Origin of the sequence: Microlunatus speluncae, assembly GCF_009299835.1 — a bacterium.
Taxonomy (GTDB): domain Bacteria; phylum Actinomycetota; class Actinomycetes; order Propionibacteriales; family Propionibacteriaceae; genus Microlunatus; species Microlunatus speluncae.
Map to the genome: position 1 here is coordinate 410,835 of NZ_VKCZ01000001.1, position 16,735 is coordinate 427,569.

14 protein-coding genes are annotated in these 16,735 nt (G+C 69.5%); 9 read left to right on the forward strand and 5 right to left on the reverse strand.

The genetic code is table 11. The features are described 5' to 3' along the window. Positions 1-95 precede the first annotated feature (95 nt). Positions 96-584, reverse strand: coding sequence for a MarR family winged helix-turn-helix transcriptional regulator (locus FNH24_RS01905; protein ID WP_152360419.1), 489 nt, complete (start codon positions 582-584; stop codon positions 96-98). 137 nt (positions 585-721) lie between these two features. Here FNH24_RS01905 and FNH24_RS01910 point away from each other — a divergent pair, with 137 nt between their 5' ends. After that, positions 722-1,273 (forward strand): YceI family protein, encoded by a 552-nt coding sequence (locus FNH24_RS01910; RefSeq protein WP_152360420.1) that lies wholly within the window; start codon positions 722-724, stop codon positions 1,271-1,273. On the opposite strand, the gene FNH24_RS01915 is transcribed toward FNH24_RS01910, so the two are convergent. Both FNH24_RS01915 and FNH24_RS01920 read right to left on the reverse strand, forming a co-directional pair. Further along, on the reverse strand, positions 1,263-1,973 hold the full coding sequence (locus FNH24_RS01915) for a permease prefix domain 1-containing protein (protein ID WP_152360421.1): 711 nt from the start codon (positions 1,971-1,973) through the stop codon (positions 1,263-1,265). The genes FNH24_RS01910 and FNH24_RS01915 overlap by 11 nt on opposite strands. Next, on the reverse strand, positions 1,970-2,293 hold the full coding sequence (locus tag FNH24_RS01920; protein ID WP_152360422.1) for a PadR family transcriptional regulator: 324 nt from the start codon (positions 2,291-2,293) through the stop codon (positions 1,970-1,972). The genes FNH24_RS01915 and FNH24_RS01920 overlap by 4 nt, the downstream gene beginning before the upstream one ends. Before the next feature lie 258 nt (positions 2,294-2,551). On the opposite strand from FNH24_RS01920, the gene FNH24_RS01925 reads away from it, so the two are divergent. The 4 genes from FNH24_RS01925 (at position 2,552) to FNH24_RS01940 (ending at position 7,152) form a co-directional block, all read left to right on the forward strand. Then, positions 2,552-3,046 (forward strand): hypothetical protein, encoded by a 495-nt coding sequence (locus tag FNH24_RS01925; RefSeq protein ID WP_152360423.1) that lies wholly within the window; start codon positions 2,552-2,554, stop codon positions 3,044-3,046. Further along, positions 3,043-4,599: a multicopper oxidase family protein gene (locus tag FNH24_RS01930; protein ID WP_152360424.1), complete on the forward strand. Its 1,557-nt coding sequence runs from the start codon at positions 3,043-3,045 to the stop codon at positions 4,597-4,599. The genes FNH24_RS01925 and FNH24_RS01930 overlap by 4 nt, the downstream gene beginning before the upstream one ends. A 93-nt stretch (positions 4,600-4,692) precedes the next feature. Next, positions 4,693-6,504 (forward strand): AMP-dependent synthetase/ligase, encoded by a 1,812-nt coding sequence (locus FNH24_RS01935; protein ID WP_246186701.1) that lies wholly within the window; start codon positions 4,693-4,695, stop codon positions 6,502-6,504. Positions 6,505-6,558: 54 nt separating this feature from the next. Further along, on the forward strand, positions 6,559-7,152 hold the full coding sequence (locus tag FNH24_RS01940) for an SET domain-containing protein-lysine N-methyltransferase (protein ID WP_343031700.1): 594 nt from the start codon (positions 6,559-6,561) through the stop codon (positions 7,150-7,152). 68 nt (positions 7,153-7,220) lie between these two features. On the opposite strand, the gene FNH24_RS01945 is transcribed toward FNH24_RS01940, so the two are convergent. Both FNH24_RS01945 and FNH24_RS01950 read right to left on the reverse strand, forming a co-directional pair. After that, complete coding sequence (locus tag FNH24_RS01945) at positions 7,221-8,060, reverse strand: maleylpyruvate isomerase family mycothiol-dependent enzyme (protein ID WP_152360426.1); 840 nt, start codon at positions 8,058-8,060, stop codon at positions 7,221-7,223. A 23-nt stretch (positions 8,061-8,083) separates the two neighbouring features. Continuing rightward, complete coding sequence (locus FNH24_RS01950) at positions 8,084-9,097, reverse strand: LacI family DNA-binding transcriptional regulator (RefSeq protein WP_246186702.1); 1,014 nt, start codon at positions 9,095-9,097, stop codon at positions 8,084-8,086. A 237-nt stretch (positions 9,098-9,334) separates the two neighbouring features. On the opposite strand from FNH24_RS01950, the gene FNH24_RS01955 reads away from it, so the two are divergent. The 4 genes from FNH24_RS01955 to FNH24_RS01970 all read left to right on the forward strand — a co-directional run bounded on the left by FNH24_RS01955 (position 9,335) and on the right by FNH24_RS01970 (position 16,695). Next, a complete protein-coding gene (locus tag FNH24_RS01955) occupies positions 9,335-11,923 on the forward strand; it encodes a family 78 glycoside hydrolase catalytic domain (protein WP_152360428.1) in 2,589 nt (862 codons plus the stop codon). Continuing rightward, positions 11,916-13,082: an L-rhamnose isomerase gene (gene rhaI, locus FNH24_RS01960; protein WP_152360429.1), complete on the forward strand. Its 1,167-nt coding sequence runs from the start codon at positions 11,916-11,918 to the stop codon at positions 13,080-13,082. The genes FNH24_RS01955 and rhaI overlap by 8 nt, the downstream gene beginning before the upstream one ends. 114 nt (positions 13,083-13,196) lie before the next feature. Continuing rightward, positions 13,197-15,260, forward strand: coding sequence for a bifunctional aldolase/short-chain dehydrogenase (locus tag FNH24_RS01965; protein ID WP_152360430.1), 2,064 nt, complete (start codon positions 13,197-13,199; stop codon positions 15,258-15,260). Positions 15,261-15,270: 10 nt separating this feature from the next. Further along, positions 15,271-16,695 (forward strand): rhamnulokinase, encoded by a 1,425-nt coding sequence (locus FNH24_RS01970; RefSeq protein WP_152360431.1) that lies wholly within the window; start codon positions 15,271-15,273, stop codon positions 16,693-16,695. Positions 16,696-16,735 lie beyond the last annotated feature (40 nt).

Consider the following 16,735-nt stretch of genomic DNA (forward strand, 5'->3'; position numbering starts at 1 on the left):
GATGGTAGTGAGCGCCGCGCCGGCCCCGACCTCCGGGCGGAATCCCGAGACCGGCACCGAGCTTCACCAACCTGTGGCCAGAGTGACCAGTGGGGTCAGGGGGTGGCGGGGGCGGTGTGGCTGGCGACGGCGGCGAAGGCGCGGCCGAGGGCGGCGTAGTCGGCGGGGCCGATGACCTCGACGAAGTTGGCGCGGACGGCTCGGACGTGGTCCTTGGCCGCCTCGTCCAGCAGGGTCAGGCCCGACTCGGTCAGGACGGCCCAGACGCCGCGGCGGTCGGTCGGGCAGGAGGTGCGGCGGACCAGGCCTGCCCGCTCGAGCCGGGCGATGGTGTGGGTCAGCCGGGACTTGGACTGGTGCACGGCCCGGGCCAGGTCGGACATCCGGACATGCTCCTCGTCGGACTCCGACAGGACGACCAGGATCTCGTATTCGGCGAGGTCGAGCCCGAACCGGCGCAGGCCGGCGTCGAGCAACTCGTTCAGCCGGGCGCTGCCGAGCAGGTACGCCCGCCAGGTCCGCTGCTGATCCTCGGTCAGCCAGATCACGTCCTCGGTCCGGGGCTGGTCATCGGTCTGTGTCATGGGGGCTCCTCTCCGAGGTGTCACCAGCACGTTCTCACACGGTAACCCGAGAAAGTTGACCATTCAACTTCCTTGGAGCTATGCTGAAGTGGTTGAAACATCAACCAATCACCCCCCATCCTCTGCGAGGAGAGTTCATGAGCCACGACATTCAGACCGGCAACCTGGCCGCCGGCAACTGGTCCATCGATGCGTCCCACTCCGAGATCGGCTTCACGGTCCGGCACCTGATGTCGAAGGTGCGCGGCACGTTCGCCGACTTCTCCGGCGAGATCATCACCAAGTCCGACGACCCGACCGACGCTTCGGTCAACGTCGCGATCAAGGTCCCGTCGATCGGCACCAACAACGAGCAGCGCGACACCCACCTCAAGTCGACCGACTTCTTCGACGCCGAGCGGGGCCAGGAGATCACCTTCGTCAGCACCGCGATCACGGCCGACGGCGACGACTACACGATCACCGGTGACCTGTCGATCAACGGCGTGACCAAGTCCGTCGACCTGGCGGCCGAGTTCCTCGGTGTCGCCGGCGACGCGTTCGGCGCGGTCCGGCTCGGAGCCGAGGCCCGGACCACGATCAGCCGGGCCGACTACAAGGTCGACTTCAACATCCCGCTGGACGGCGACCGGCTGCTGATCGGCGACAAGGTCGACATCACGCTGACCATCGAGGCCGTCAAGTCCTGATCATCCGGGCGTCGCGCCCGCCGGTCAGCGTGGCGCGACGCAACCGAAGGGCGGCCAGCAAGCAGGCCAGTGCCGCCAGCAGGATGATCACCTGCACGGCGCCGGACAGCGTCTCGGTGTAGTCGAGCAGAGTCCACCGGTGACCCGGGACCCACCGATTCGGGTCGAACGGTGACACCAGGTAGGCCGAGATCAGGGTCACGGCGCAGAAGACCACGTTGGTGCAGATCATGAGCGGAACGGTCGCCAGGGCGGGTCGGTGGCATCGAGCCCCGGCCCGCAGGTGACGAGACAGCAGCACCGCGGAGACCAGGGCCGCCAGCGCCAGGCCGCCGAACCAGAACGTCACCGGCCCCGGCCCGTGGTTCATTCCGGCCGGCCCGCCGGGATCGGCCACGCCGAGCACCAGCCAGCCGATCATGGTGACCAGATAACCAAGGCCCAAGGTGTACGCGGCCGCCCGGCAGAACCCGGCGACCGCCGTATCCCCGGACTCGGCGACGATCTCGTCGATCGGCCCGAAGTCCGCCACCGCCCGGTCGGCGGCCTCGGCCGGCGACAGTCCGGCTCGGCGATAGGCCGCCGCCGCGTCGTCCAGCCCGTCTCGGATCTCGGCCAGCAGTCCCGCAGGCCGCAGCGGTGCCGGCAGGCGGCGGCCGAGCTCGGCCACGGTCGCGCCGATCGGGTCGAGTGTCCTCATCGGACCCCTCCGAGGACCTTCTCGATCGCCCCCGAGAACTCGCTCCATTCGGCCCGCTCGGCACCGAGTGCCCGCCGGCCGGCGGCGGTCAGTCGATAGGTGCGACGGCGTCGACCGTCGACGGTCGACCAGCGACCGCTGATCCATCCCGACTCCTCGAGTCGCCGCAGGGCCGGATACACCGTGCCCGTCGGCAGCGCCAGGGTGCCGCCGGAACGGAGCTGCAGTGCCTCGATCACGGCATACCCGTGCAGTGGTCCGTGCTCGATCACCGCCAGCAGCAGGCCGTCCAGGTGGCCCTTGACCCGATCGCTCGCCATGCCGCCCAGCGTAGTGCCGGATGACCGGCCGGCCGATCCGATCCGGGGTTGCGCGCGTCCGCGGCGGCCGATTGGGGGTGATCACCCAGGGATCAGTAGGTGATCTACCTATCGTCGAGTGTCGACAGTCCCGCGTACCTTGCTGGAAAGCGGTCCCGCCGGATCCGCCAGGGACCCCGGAGGTCACGGGAGGCGCCGGCGCAGATTGGGGGCGATCACCGATGGATATGTAGACAGCCTACTTATATGGTCAGCGTCGTGTCAGCGACCACTCCTCCGCAGCCCACCCCGGCCGCCCCGGCCACGCCGCCACGGCCCCGACGCCGCCGGTTCTTCCGGGTCTGCCTCGCCCTACTCCGGATCCTCACCCTGGTGCACGCCGCGTTGTGCATCGCTCAGCCGATCACGATGGGGCAATATCTGGCCGGCAATCTCGACATCATCACCTGGCACGGCGTGGGCGGCGACGGGATCGTCTTCATCGCCCTGCTGATGATCTTCGTCGCTGTGCTGTACGCGATCGCCGGCGGCCGGGTCTGGATCGCCGTCGTCGTCCCGATCCTGTTCCTGGTCGAGGGATTCCAGGTCGGCATGGGCTGGTCCCGCCAGCTCGGCATCCACGTCCCGCTCGGGGTCGGCGTCGTCGTCGCCTCGATCCTGCTCGCGATCATCGTCTGGTTGCCCCGGGCGAGCCGGGATCGCCGGTCCGCAGTCGCCGCCGGCTCGCCGGCAGACTCCGGGGCCCGATCATGATCGTCAGCCGCCGCACCCTGCTGATCGGAGCCGCCGGCGGGCTCGGTGCCGGACTCGTCGGCTGTGCCGGCACGGCCGGTTCGCCGGAGCAGACCGCCCGGTTGCTGCCCAGCGCGGCGCCGCTGCCCGATCGGTTCACCCGGCCGTTCCAGGCACCGCCGGTCAAGCCGCCGGCGTCCACCTCGGGCGGCACGACGCGCTACGAGATCACCCAGCGAACGGCGCGGCTGGAGATCCTGCCCGGGCTGAGCACCGAGATCATGGGGTACGACGGGCTGCTGCCCGGCCCGACGATCCGGGCCCGGCGCGGTGAGAGGGTCGTCGTCCGGCACACCAACGCGCTGACCGTACCGACGGTGACCCATCTGCACGGCGGACACACCCCCAGCGCCAGCGACGGCTACCCGATCGACCTGGTGCTGCCGCAGGGCGGGATCGTCGGCCCGGGCCACGTCGATCACGGCGGAGCCACCGCCGACATCTCCCGGGGCTCGCGGGACTACGAGTATCCGCATGATCAACGGGCGGCGACGCTGTGGTACCACGATCACCGGATGGACTTCACCGGCGCCCAGGTCTGGCGGGGGCTGGCCGGTCTGCACCTGATCACCGACGACGAGGAGGAGCAGTTGCCGCTGCCCACCGGTGATCGTGATCTGCCCCTGATGATCATGGACCGGTCGTTCGCCGCCGACGGGTCGCTGAGCTATCCGTCGCTGGATCCCAACCTGGCCCGGATCGGCGGCGTGATCGGGGAGTACGCGGCCGGCGTGCTCGGTGATGTGATGCTGGTGAACGGTGTCCCGTGGCCCGAGCTCGAGGTGGACGCGGTGCGATATCGGTTCCGGATCGTCAACGCCTGCAACGCCCGCCGGATCCGGCTGGAGCTGGATCCGCCGCCGCCGAGCGGCGACTCGTTCGTCCAGATCGGCAGCGACGGCGGCCTGCTGGAGCGGCCGGTCGGCCATTCCGCCCTCGTCGCCGCGCCGGCCGAGCGGTTCGACGTGGTGATCGACTTCTCCGGCTATCCGGTCGGCACCGAGGTCACCATGATCAACCCGCTCGGCTCGGGCAGCACCGCCACCGTGATGCGGTTCCGGGTGGCGCGCCGGTCCACCGACGACAGCGCGATCCCGGAGCGGCTGAGCACGATCGAGCCGTTGCGCCCGGCCCCGGACGCGCCGGTCCGGGAGTGGAAGTTCCTGCGCGGCCCGAGCGACGGCCGCAATCACTGGCAGATCAACGGCCAGGACTTCGACCCGGCCCGGATGGATGCCGCGCCGCGGCTCGGCGAGGTCGAGGTGTGGCGGTTCTACTCCGACCTGCATCATCCGGTCCATCTGCATCTGGACCCGTTCCAGGTCCTCACCCGCCAGGGCCGCGGTCCGGGCGACTACGACGGGGGCTGGAAGGACACGATCGACCTGCGGCCCTGGGAGACGGTCGAGGTCGCGGTCCGGTTCACCGACCACGTCGGCCGGTACGTGTTGCACTGCCACAATCTGGAGCACGAGGACATGATGATGATGGCGGCCTTCGAAACGGTCCACTGACACCGGGACGGATAACGAGTAGGGGTCTTCGCCGGTCCGCGCGGCGATCTTTGGTTACCCTCTGCATAAGCCCGAGCAGATGAGGTGGAAAGAGTGTCCGAGACCGCTAAGGCAGAGCTGACCCGACCGGCGTCGGTCGGAGCGATGCTGTTGGAACGGGTCGAGAAGTCGGGTCCGCAGGAGGCCTTCCGCTATCTGGAAGGCGAACGCTGGGTCTCGCTCACCTGGCGGGAGACCAAGGACCGGGCGTACGTGCTGGCCGCCGGCCTGCTGGATCTGGGGATCGAGCCGGAGGACCGGGTCGCGATCGCCTCCGGCACCCGGATCGAGTGGATCCTGGCCGACCTCGGCGTGATGTGCGCGGGCGCGGCGACGACGACGGTCTATCCGACCACCCAGCATGCCGATGTCGCCTACATCCTGTCCGACTCCGAGTCGAAGGTGATCATCGCCGAGAACGCGGATCAGGCGCAGAAGGTGCTCGATCACCTCGCGGAGCTGACCCAGGTCGCCGCGATCGTGCTGATCGACGGCTCCCTGGATCACGAGAAGGTGATCACCTGGTCGGAGCTGGAGCGCCGCGGCCGGGAGTATCTGGCCGCGCATCCGGACTCGATCGATCAGACGATCGACGGGATCCGCCCCGAGCACCTGGCGACGCTGATCTACACCTCGGGCACCACCGGTCGGCCGAAGGGGGTCCGGCTGATCCAGGACTGCTGGACGTACGAGGGCGTGGCCGTCGAGTTGTACGACCTGATCGGGCCCGACGACCTGCAGTACCTGTGGCTGCCCCTGTCGCACGTCTTCGGCAAGGCCTTGATCACGATCCAGCTCCGGGTCGGCTTCGCCACCGCCGTGGAGGGCGCGATCGACAAGATCGTGGACAACCTCGGGGTCGTGCAGCCGACGATGATGGCCGGCGCGCCGCGGATCTTCGAGAAGGTCCGGGCCCGGGTGATGATGGGGGCCTCGCACGGGCTGAAGGGCAAGATCTTCAACTGGGCCTTCGATGTGGGCTACAAGACGGTGCCGATCCGGCTGGCCGGGAAGCAGCCGACCGGTCTGCTCGCCCTGCAGTACCAACTCGCCGACAAGCTCGTCTTCAGCAAGCTCAAGGCGCGGATGGGCGGCAAGATCAGGTTCTTCGTCTCCGGCTCGGCGGCGCTGAGCCGGGAGGTGCAGGAGTGGTTCTACGCCGCCGGCCTGCTGATCCTCGAAGGGTACGGGCTGACCGAGACGAGTGCCGCGTCGTTCGTCAACCATCGCCGGGCGCCGCGCTTCGGCACCGTCGGCCCGCCGATGCCGGGGACCGAGGTCAAGATCGCCGACGACGGCGAGATCCTGATCAAGGGCCCGGGCGTGATGACCGGCTACCACAATCAGCCGGAAGCGACGGCCGAGGTGCTCACCGACGGGTGGTTCGCCACCGGTGACCTGGGCGAGCTCGATGATCATGGTTATCTGCGGATCACCGACCGCAAGAAGGACCTGATCAAGACCTCCGGCGGCAAGTACGTGGCGCCGCAGAAGGTCGAGGGCGTGCTGGTGGCCGCCTGCCCGTACATCAGCCAGATCGTGGTGCACGGCGACGGCCGGAAGTACATCAGCGCGCTGATCACCCTCGACCCGGACGCGATCACCACCTGGGCCAAGGAGAACGACCTTCAGGTCGACGACGTCGCCACCCTGGTCGAGCAGCCGGCGGTCCGGCAGTTGATCGACGGCTACGTCACCGAGGCCAACGGCAAGCTGGAACGTTGGGAGACGATCAAGCGCTTCGTCATCCTGCCGGGCGAGCTGAGTGTGGAGTCCGGTGAGGTGACGCCGAGCCTGAAGGTCCGGCGCAAGGCCGTGGAACGCAAGTATTCCGATCTGCTCGACGGTCTCTACGATCGGGACTGACCCGGCACCGATGGATGGGGTGACCCCGGTGCCGGTGATCTTGCCGGCACCGGGGTGTATGCCGCGCGGGATTTCGCCGCCGGCGAGACGGTGATGAGCTTCCGACTGCGCCCGATCGACGAGCGCGAGTATCGGGAACTGCCGGCCGGGGAGGACCTGTTCGTCCACAGCTACGGCGGCCACCGGTATCTCTATCCGGAGCCGGCCAGGTTCGTGAACCACGCCGACGACCCGTCCTGTGCCCAGGACTTCGACCGGCAGCGGCACCTCGCGCTGCGGCCCATCGCCGCCGGCGAGCCGATCACGATCGACGCCCGGCTGGAGACCGCGCGCGAGCTCGACACGTACCTGGAGGCCTTCCGACGGGCCGCGGCCGACCGTTCCGCGACCTCGCTGCTGGCCCTGGTCGACAGCGACGCGACCCTCTGGCGAGCCGGCCGGCCGCACCGCGGCCGGGAGTCGATCGTCGAGGCCCTGCTGGCGGGAGAACCGCTGCAGCCGACCGCCCTCGACTGGCAGGTCGGCACCGGACGCTGGGAAGCCCTCTGCTCCGCCGCGATCGAAACGCCGACCGGCCCCGGCCACCTCACCCTGCTGCTCAAGATCATCGCCGGCAACTGGCAACTCCGCTACCTCCACCACGACTGACCCCAACCCCCGAGTTGTCAGACTCTCACCACACCCTGGCGTGGTGAGAGTCTGACAACTCGGGGGGTTCAGCGGATGATGGAGAGGATGTGGGTGGCGGCGGTGGCCAGCGGCTCGTCACCGGTGACGGTGATCAACTCGCGGGCCTGGTCGGGCTCGAGCATCCGGACGCAGAGTCGCCACCAGGTGTCCGGGTCGGTGTCGATCACCGCGGCTCCCGTCAGGGCGGGGTCGGCCGGGGTGTCGTCCGGGTCCCAGCCGGCGGGCGTACGGCGCCAGGTCCAGCTGCCGAGCTCGCCGACCCGGACCGTCACGGCGGCGCCCTCGGCCACGGGCCCGGCGTGCTGCCGCAGGGTGAGCGGCATGGCGTGCAGGAAGGTGTCGATCACCGCGTGCAGGGCCTCGGCGTCCTCGAGCCCGGGCCGGCCGACGGCGTCGCGGATCTGCTGCTGGTGCACCCAGTCCTCGGTGAAGTCGCGCGCGCAGTCGAGCCAGACCGGCGCCGGGTCCGGCCCGGCCCAGCTGACCGGCTCGCCCAGGGCGGCCAGGTCGCAGGCCTGCCAGTAGGCGTGGACCAGGTCCGAGGTGGTGCCGAGCAGGTCCCGCAGCACCGCCGGGCTGACCGCGGCGACGGCCCGGACCCACTCGTCGTTGATGCGGGCCAGGAAGACCGGCAGCGTCTCGCCGGCGGCCGGACCGGGGCCGTCATGATCATCACGGGACCGGGACAACCGGCTGACGTCATCGCCGAGCAGATGGGCGACGAGATCGCGGACCAGCCACGGCGCTGCGACGGTCGGCGCCTGCCAGTCGGCGGGGGACAGGTCCGCGAGCAACTCCAGCAGCGCGGCCCGGGTCCGCCGGAACAGCGGCCGGGCATCGAGTCGCACCCCGACATCGGCGTCCATGGCGATCTCCTCGAGGGGCCGGGTCAGCGGCGTTGGCTGGATTCGCGGACGACCAGCTCCGGCGGGAAGACGATCTGCTGCCGTTCGAACGTACGGCCCGCCGCCAGCGCCTCGGTCTCGGCCAGCAGCAGCTCGACGGCCGTCTTGCCGATCAACGCCGACGGCTGCCGGATCGAGGTGAGCGGCACCACCGTCGAGCCGGCGAAGTCGATGTCGTCGTAGCCGACCAACGCGACGTCCTTCGGTACGGCCAGCGGCCCGAGCAGCGCGAACGCCTGCAGCACCCCGACGGCGATCAGGTCGTTGGCGGCGAACACGCCGGTCGGCCGGTCTGCCGGATCGCGCTCGACGATCTCCTGCCCGGCGTCCCGGCCGGCCCGTACCGTCAACTCCGGTTGGGACAGCACCTCGAGCTGAACCCCGCGGTGCTCCGCCGCCGCCTTGGTCGCCCCCTGCAGCCGGTCGGCGACCTGGAGGATGTTCAACGGGCCGCCGACGAACGCGATCCGCCGGCAGCCCTGCTCGATCAGATGTTGCACGGCCAGGTAACCGCCGCCGACGTCGTCGACCGAGACCGAGGAGAAGTGCCGGCCCAATGACAGCCGGTCCACCAGCACCGTCGGCATCCCGCGATCGCGCAGCCGGCCCAGCCGCTCGTCGACGTCGCCGACAGGGGAGATCAGCACGCCCTGCACCCGCTGTTGCTCGAACAGGTCGATGAACGCGGACTCCCGGTCGGTCCGCTGATCACTGCTGCCGAGCAGCACCGACAGCGACGCCTCGGCTGCGCGGTCGCCGGCACCGCGGGCGACGTCGGTGAAGAACGGGTTTCCGACGTCGAGGACGATCAGCCCGATGGTGCGGCTCTTGCCGGCCCGGAGCTGCCGGGCGGCGTCGTTCCGGACGAACCCGAGGTCCTCGATCGCCTGCAACACCCGTTCTCGGGTCGCCTCAGCGACCTTGTCGGGACGATTCAACACGTTGGACACGGTGCCCAGCGCCACCCCGGCCCGTTCCGCGACGTCGCGGATGCTCACCTGCGGCTTAGGGCCACGCCGCCCCGCACGATCCTCACCTGGCATGCGAGCAACCTAGTGTCCATGGGAGAACCCCGCCACCCACCGACTTGAACCGGCTCTCCTCGGACCAGATAGCGCCCAGCCGCTACAAGTCGGCGAGAGTGTGTTGACAGGGGTGTCACACGGCGAATAGATTCTGTGTCTGAAACGATTCAAGCCCGCGCGTCCCACCCCACAATGACGAAGGATGGCTCCATGACGGTGACGGCTCCGACGGAACTCCGGATCTCCCGGGTGCTGCTGGAACACAACGACGACTCGAGCACCCTCGGTACGCCGACGCCGCGGCTGACCTGGTCGATCGAGACCGACGATCCGGACTGGCGCCAGCAGGCGTACGAGATCGGCTACACCCCGGCAGGCGGTGCGGAGCAGCGGATCCGGGTCGAGTCGGCCGAGCAGGTGCTGGTCGCCTGGCCGCACCCGCCGCTGAACTCTCGGGCCCACGGCTCGGTGACCGTCCGCGCGTTCGGAGCCGACGGGGCGGTGGCGGAGAGCGAGCCGGTGGCGATCGGGGTCGGGCTGCTGGAGCCGGGTGACTGGCAGGCGCGCTTCATCGCCGCCGCCGGGCACGGACTGGACGATCCGGCACCGATCCTGTTCAGCACGGCCGACGTCGCCGGCGAGGTCGTCTCGGCCCGGCTCTACGTGACCGCGCTCGGTTGGTATCGGTTTTCGATCAACGGCCGCCGGGTCGGCGACGAGGAACTGGCGCCGGGCTGGACGTCCTACAGCAACCGGCTGCGCTACCAGAGCTTCGACGTCACCGGGCTGCTGACCGGTGGCGAGAACCGGCTGCAGGCGGTGCTCGGCAACGGCTGGTATCGCGGCCAGATGACCTGGGACCTGCATCGTGATCACTACGGCGACCGGCTCGCCCTGCTGGCTCAGCTGGAGATCACCAAGGCCGACGGCTCGACCCAGGTGATCAAGACCGACGAGTCCTGGCAGTCGGCCGCCAGCGGGATCCTCGCCGACGACTTCTACGACGGCCAGCGGACCGACCTGCGGATCTCGCTCGATCCCGGGGGCAAGGAGGCCGGTGGCGTCGCACTCGTCGAGCGTGACCTGTCCACCCTGATCGCCCCGTACGGACCGCCGATCCGGATCGTGGAAACCCTGCCGGCGTTGGAGATCATCACCTCCCCGTCGGGCAAGACGATCATCGACTTCGGCCAGAACCTGGTCGGCTGGGTCCGGCTGAAGACCCGCGGCGCGGCCGGGGCGGAGGTGATCATCCGGCACGCGGAGGTGTTGGAGCACGGCGAGCTCGGGGTGCGGCCGCTGCGCAAGGCCAAGGCGACCGACGGCTATCTACTCACCGGAGGCGACGACGTCTGCGAGCCGATCTTCACCTTCCACGGCTTCCGCTACGCCGAGGTGACCGGCGTCGATGATCTCCAGCTGAGCCAGCTCGAGGGGGTCGCGATCAGTTCTGACCTGCGCCGCACCGGCACCTGGGCCAGCTCTCATGATCAGCTCAACCAGCTGCACGAGAACGTGGTCTGGGGGATGCGCGGCAACTTCCTCGACGTGCCGACCGACTGCCCGCAGCGCGACGAGCGGCTGGGCTGGACCGGTGACATCCAGGTGTTCTCGCCGACCGCGAGTTTCCTCTTCCACACCGGGGGATTCCTGTCCAACTGGCTGGCCGACCTCGCCGCCGATCAACTGCCGGACGGTTCGGTGCCGAGCGTCATTCCCGACGTGCTGAGCGGCGGCCACAACGGCTCGGCCGCGGCGGCCTGGGGCGACGCGGCGACCGTGGTGCCGACGGTGCTGTGGCAGCGGTTCGCCGACCGGGAGCTGGTGGCCCGGCAGTTCGCCAGCATGAAGGCCTGGGTGGACAAGTTGATCAGCCTGGCGACCGACAACGGTCTCTGGCTCGGCGGCTTCCAGTACGGCGACTGGCTGGATCCGACCGCGCCACCGGAGAACGCGTTCAAGGCGCAGGTCGACCCGGACGTGGTCGCCACGGCGCATCTGATCACGTCGGCGAAACGGGTCGCCGACGCGGCCGAGCTGCTCGGCCGGGACGACGAGGCCAAGCACTACCGCGAGGTGTCGGAGCGCAGCCTGGCGGCGTTCAACGCCGAGTTCGTCACCGGCTCCGGCCGGGTGCTCGGTGACTGTCAGACTGCGTACGCGATGGCGCTGGTCTGGTCGCTGCTGCCGGACGACGAGCGCCGGGTGAACGCCGGGAAGCGGCTGGCCGAGCTGGTCGAGAAGGCCGAGTTCAAGGTGAGCACCGGCTTCGTCGGCACGCCGTTGATCTTGGACGCACTGGAGCTGGCCGGCCGGCCCGACCTGGCCTGGAAGATGATCACCGAGACCGGGAATCCGTCCTGGCTCTATCCGGTCAGCATGGGCGCGACGACAATCTGGGAACGCTGGGACTCGATGCTGCCGGACGGCACGATCAACCCGGGCCAGATGACCTCGTTCAACCACTACGCGTTCGGCTCGGTGGCGGACTGGATGCATCGCCGACTGGCCGGGCTGGCACCGGCCGAGCCGGGTTATCGTCGGGTGACGATCGCGCCGCTGGTGGTGGACGGGCTGGACTGGTGTGAGGCGAGCTACGACAGTGCGTACGGGCCGATCTCGGTGCGCTGGGAGCGGTCCGGGGCGGAGGTCATCGTCCGGGCCACGGTGCCGCCGGGCGTGACGGCCGACGTCCGGTTGCCCGGTGACGAGGCCGGGACCGAGGCGGTGGCCGTCGGTCACGGTGATCATGAATGGCGGCGCACCGTTGAGCAGAGAGAAGGGAAAGCTGATGCGTAACTTTGCGGACATCACCGCATCACTGGCCGATCAGGCGATCGAGCTCCCGTCCTGGGCGTTCGGCAACTCGGGCACCCGGTTTCGGGTGTTCGGGCAGCCCGGGGTGCCGCGGACGCCGGAGGAGAAGATCGCCGACGCCGCCAAGGTGCACGAATACACCGGGCTGGCGCCGACGGTCGCGCTGCACATCCCGTGGGACAAGGTCGACGACTACGGGAAGCTGGCCGCCTACGCCGGTGATCATGGAGTCGCGTTGGGCACGATCAACTCCAACACGTTTCAGGATGACGACTACAAGTTCGGCAGCCTGACCCACGTCGATCCCCGGGTGCGCCAAAAGGCGATCGCGCACATGCACGAGTGCATCGAGATCATGACCGCCACCGGCTCCCGGGACCTGAAGATCTGGCTCGCGGACGGCACCAACTATCCCGGCCAGGGTGATCTTCGCGGCCGGCAGGACAGGTTGGCCGAGTCGCTGGCCGAGGTCTATGCCCAGCTCGGTGATGATCAACGACTGGTGCTGGAATACAAGTTCTTCGAGCCGGCGTTCTATGCCACCGACGTGCCGGACTGGGGCACCTCCTATGCGCACTGCGTCGCGCTGGGGGAGAAGGCCTTCGTCTGCCTGGACACCGGGCATCACGCGCCGGGCACCAACATCGAGTTCATCGTCGCCCAGCTGCTCCGGCTCGGCCGGCTCGGCTCGTTCGACTTCAACTCGCGGTTCTACGCCGACGACGACCTGATCGTCGGCGCGGCCGACCCGTTCCAACTGTTCCGGATCCTGTACGAGGTCGTTCGCGGCGGCGGCTACGGTCAGGCCAGCGGGGTGGCCTTCATGCTCGACCAGTGCCACAACGTCGAGGCCAAGATCCCCGGCCAGATCCGCTCCGTGCTGAATGTGCAGGAGATGACCGCCCGGGCCCTGCTGGTCGACAGCGACGAACTGCTGGCGGCCGAGCAGGCCGGCGACGTCCTCGGCGCGAACCAGCTCATGATGGACGCGTTCTACACCGACGTCCGGCCCGACCTGGCCGAATGGCGCAGCGGCCGCGGCCTGCCCGCCGACCCGATGAAGGAATTCCTGGCCAGCGGCTACCTTGATCAGATCGCCGTCGACCGTGTCGGCGGCGACCAGGCCGGCTGGGGCGCCTGATTCCGTACGCGCGCTGAGCCTGTCGAAGCGCTGGCATCAGGCTTGCCCCCTTCGACAGGCTTCGACAGGCTCAGGGAACGAACAGAACCTTCGACACCGAGGAAGTAGTAGGACGTGACGCAGCAGAACGAGAACAGCACCGTGGCCGAGTTGATCAACCGGTCCAACCGACTGGGGGGCGATCCGCGGAACACCAACTACGCCGGCGGCAACACCTCGGCCAAGGGGACGGCGACCGATCCGGTGACCGGCGGCGACGTGGAGTTGCTGTGGGTCAAGGGCAGCGGTGGTGATCTCGGCACGTTGCAGGCGTCGGGGCTGGCGGTGTTGCGGCTGGACCGGATGCGGTCGCTGGTCGACGTGTACGGGTCCTGGGGCGACGGGGCGATCGAGCGCGAGGACGAGCTGGTCGCCGCGTTCGACTACTGCCTGCATGGCAAGGGCGGGGCGGCGCCGTCGATCGACACGGCGATGCACGGCCTGGTCGACGCGCCGCATGTCGATCACCTGCACCCCGACTCGGGGATCGCGATCGCGACCGCCGTGGACGGGGAGAGGCTGACCGGCGAGATCTTCGGTGACAAGGTGGTCTGGGTGCCGTGGCGGCGGCCGGGATTCCAACTGGGGTTGGACATCGCCAAGATCAAGTCCGACAACCCGCAGGCGATCGGCACGGTCCTGGGCGGCCACGGGATCACGGCCTGGGGTGCGACCAGCGACGAGGCCGAGGCCAACTCGCTGTGGATCATCAAGACGGCGCAGGACTATCTTGATCAACACGGGAGGCCCGATCCGTTCGGCGCCGAGCTGGATGGGTACGGAGCGTTGCCGGAGGCGGAGCGCCGGGCCAGGGCGGCCGCGCTGGCGCCGCATATCCGGGGCCTGGCCTCGACCGACAAGCCGATGGTCGGCCACTTCACCGACAGCCCCGAGGTGCTCGAGTTCCTGGCCCGGGCCGAGCATCCCCGGCTGGGAGAGCTGGGCACCTCGTGCCCCGATCACTTCCTCCGGACCAAGGTGAAGCCGCTGATCCTCGACCTGCCCGCCGCGGCGAGCCTCGAGGATTCGATCAGCCGGCTGCAGCAGCTCCATGATCAATACCGGGCCGACTACCGGGCCTACTACGAGCGGCACGCCGACGCCGATTCGCCGGCGATGCGCGGCGCCGACCCGGCGATCGTGCTGGTGCCGGGCGTCGGCATGTTTTCCTTCGGGGCCAACAAGCAGACCGCCCGGGTGGCCGGCGAGTTCTACGTCAACGCGATCAACGTGATGCGCGGTGCAGAGTCGATCTCGACCTACGCGCCGATCGACGAGTCGGAGAAGTTCCGGATCGAGTACTGGGCGCTGGAGGAGGCCAAGCTGCAGCGGCTGCCGAAGCCGCGGTCGCACGCCGGCCGGATCGCCCTGGTCACCGGCGCCGCCAGCGGCATCGGCAGGGCGATCGCCACCCGGTTGGCGGCCGAGGGTGCCTGCGTCGTGATCGCCGATCTTGATCAGGCAGGAGCCGAGGAGGCCGCGGCCGAGCTCGGCAACGCCGATGTGGCGATCGGGATCCGGGCCGACGTCACCGACGCCGCGCAGGTGCAGGCGGCGATCGACGCCGCGGTGCTCGCGTACGGCGGACTTGATCTTGTGGTCAACAACGCCGGCCTGTCGATCTCCAAGCCGCTGACCGAGACCACCGAGGCGGACTGGGACCTGCAGCACAACGTGATGGCGCGGGGCTCGTTCCTGATCTCCCGGGCCGCCGCCAAGGCCCTGATCGCGCAGCGGATGGGCGGCGACATCGTCTACATCTCCAGCAAGAACTCGGTCTTCGCCGGCCCGAGCAACATCGCCTACTCCGCGGCCAAGGCCGACCAGGCGCACCAGGTCCGGCTGCTCGCTGCCGAGCTGGGTGAGCACGGGGTCAAGGTGAACGGGATCAACCCGGACGGCGTGGTCCGCGGCAGCGGGATCTTCGCCGGCGGCTGGGGTGCCAAGCGGGCCGCGGTCTACGGGGTGAAGGAGGAGGAGCTCGGCGCCTACTATGCCGGCCGGACCCTGCTCAAGCGGGAGGTGTTGCCCGACCACGTGGCCAACGCGGTCGCGGTGATCACCTCCGACGAGCTGAGCCACACCACCGGACTGCACATCCCGGTCGACTCGGGCGTCGCGGCGGCGTTCCTGCGCTGAGTAGCTGATCATGGGAAACCAAGCGGTCTTCGGTGCGGTCGACATCGGTGCGTCCGGCGGGCGGGTGATGGCCGGCTGGATCGCCGACGGCCGGATCGAGCTCGAGCTGGTGCACCGGTTCGGCAACCAGATGGACCAGCGGGATGGCCGGCTGTACTGGGACTTCGGGCGGCTCTGCAGCGACGTGATCGACGGGCTGACCCGGCTCGCGGCCCGCTTCGACCACGTGATCAGCATCGGCATCGACACCTGGGCGGTCGACTACGGTCTGCTCGATCGCACCGGTGAGTTGATCGGCGACCCGGTGGCCTACCGGGACGACCGGACCGCGGCGGTGATCGGTGACGTGCACGCCAAGATCGACTTCGCCGAGCTGTACGCCATCGCCGGGCTGCAGTTCCTGCCGTTCAACACGATCTATCAGGTGGCGGCGGAGCAGCGGGAGGACCGCTGGTCGCGGGCCGAGACGCTGCTGATGCTGCCCGACCTGCTGGCGTACGGGCTGACCGGGCAGCGGCAGACCGAGGCGACCAACGCCTCGACCACCGGGTTGTTCGATGCGACCGCCCGGGAGTGGTCGCCGGTGATCATGGACCGGCTCGGCGTGCCGGCCTCGTTGCTGCCGCCGGTGCGGCCCTCCGGCACGGTGATCGGAAAGCTGCTGCCGGACCTGGCCCGCAAGACCGGCCTGCCGGCGACCACGGTGATCACCTCGGTCGGCTCGCACGACACCGCGTCGGCGATCGTCGGCACCCCGCTGGAGTCCCCGGCGGCCGCCTACATCTCCTCCGGCACCTGGTCCCTGGTCGGCGTCGAACTCGATCAGCCGATCCTCTCCGCGGAGAGCCGGCTGGCCAACTTCACCAACGAGGGCGGCGTCGACGGCACCGTCCGCTATCTGCGCAACGCCGGTGGACTGTGGCTGCTGTCGGAGTGCGTCCGGAGTTGGGAGTCCGACGGCCAGCCGGTTGATCTTGATCGGCTGCTGGCCGAGGCGGCCGCGGTGACCGGGCCGGTCGGCATCATCGACGCCGACGCCGAGGAGTTCATCGCGCCGGACCACATGCCGGAGCGGATCGCCGTCGCCTGCGAGCGGACCGGCCAGCCGGTGCCGCGGACCCGGGCCGAGTTCACCCGGACGATCTGTGAGTCACTGGCCGCCGCGTACGCCTCGATCGTGCGCACCGCCGGCGAACTGTCCGGCCGGACGATCGACTCGGTGCACGTGGTCGGCGGCGGCTCGCAGAACGAATTGCTCTGCCGGCTCACCGCCGACCGCTGCGGTCTGCCGGTGATCGCCGGCCCGACCGAGGCGACCGCGATCGGCAACGTGCTGGTCCAGGCCCGCGCCCACGGCGCCCTCTCCGGCACCCTCGCCGACCTCCGCCAGGTGGTCCGCGCCAGCACCAACCCCCGCCGCTACACCCCCTCCTGACCCCTGCCGACCCGTCACTTCCGCTGCGACAGGCCGCAAA

Excerpts from the sequence above, each read along its gene's own strand:
- FNH24_RS01930 (WP_152360424.1), top strand. The coding sequence starts at position 3,043 with ATGATCGTCAGCCGCCGCACCCTGCTGATCGGAGCCGCCGGCGGGCTC.
- FNH24_RS01915 (WP_152360421.1), bottom strand. The coding sequence starts at position 1,973 with ATGAGGACACTCGACCCGATCGGCGCGACCGTGGCCGAGCTCGGCCGC.
- rhaI (WP_152360429.1), top strand. The coding sequence starts at position 11,916 with ATGCGTAACTTTGCGGACATCACCGCATCACTGGCCGATCAGGCGATC.
- FNH24_RS01920 (WP_152360422.1), bottom strand. The coding sequence starts at position 2,293 with ATGGCGAGCGATCGGGTCAAGGGCCACCTGGACGGCCTGCTGCTGGCG.
- FNH24_RS01955 (WP_152360428.1), top strand. The coding sequence starts at position 9,335 with ATGACGGTGACGGCTCCGACGGAACTCCGGATCTCCCGGGTGCTGCTG.
- FNH24_RS01910 (WP_152360420.1), top strand. The coding sequence starts at position 722 with ATGAGCCACGACATTCAGACCGGCAACCTGGCCGCCGGCAACTGGTCC.
- FNH24_RS01970 (WP_152360431.1), top strand. The coding sequence starts at position 15,271 with ATGGGAAACCAAGCGGTCTTCGGTGCGGTCGACATCGGTGCGTCCGGC.
- FNH24_RS01945 (WP_152360426.1), bottom strand. The coding sequence starts at position 8,060 with ATGGACGCCGATGTCGGGGTGCGACTCGATGCCCGGCCGCTGTTCCGG.
- FNH24_RS01905 (WP_152360419.1), bottom strand. The coding sequence starts at position 584 with ATGACACAGACCGATGACCAGCCCCGGACCGAGGACGTGATCTGGCTG.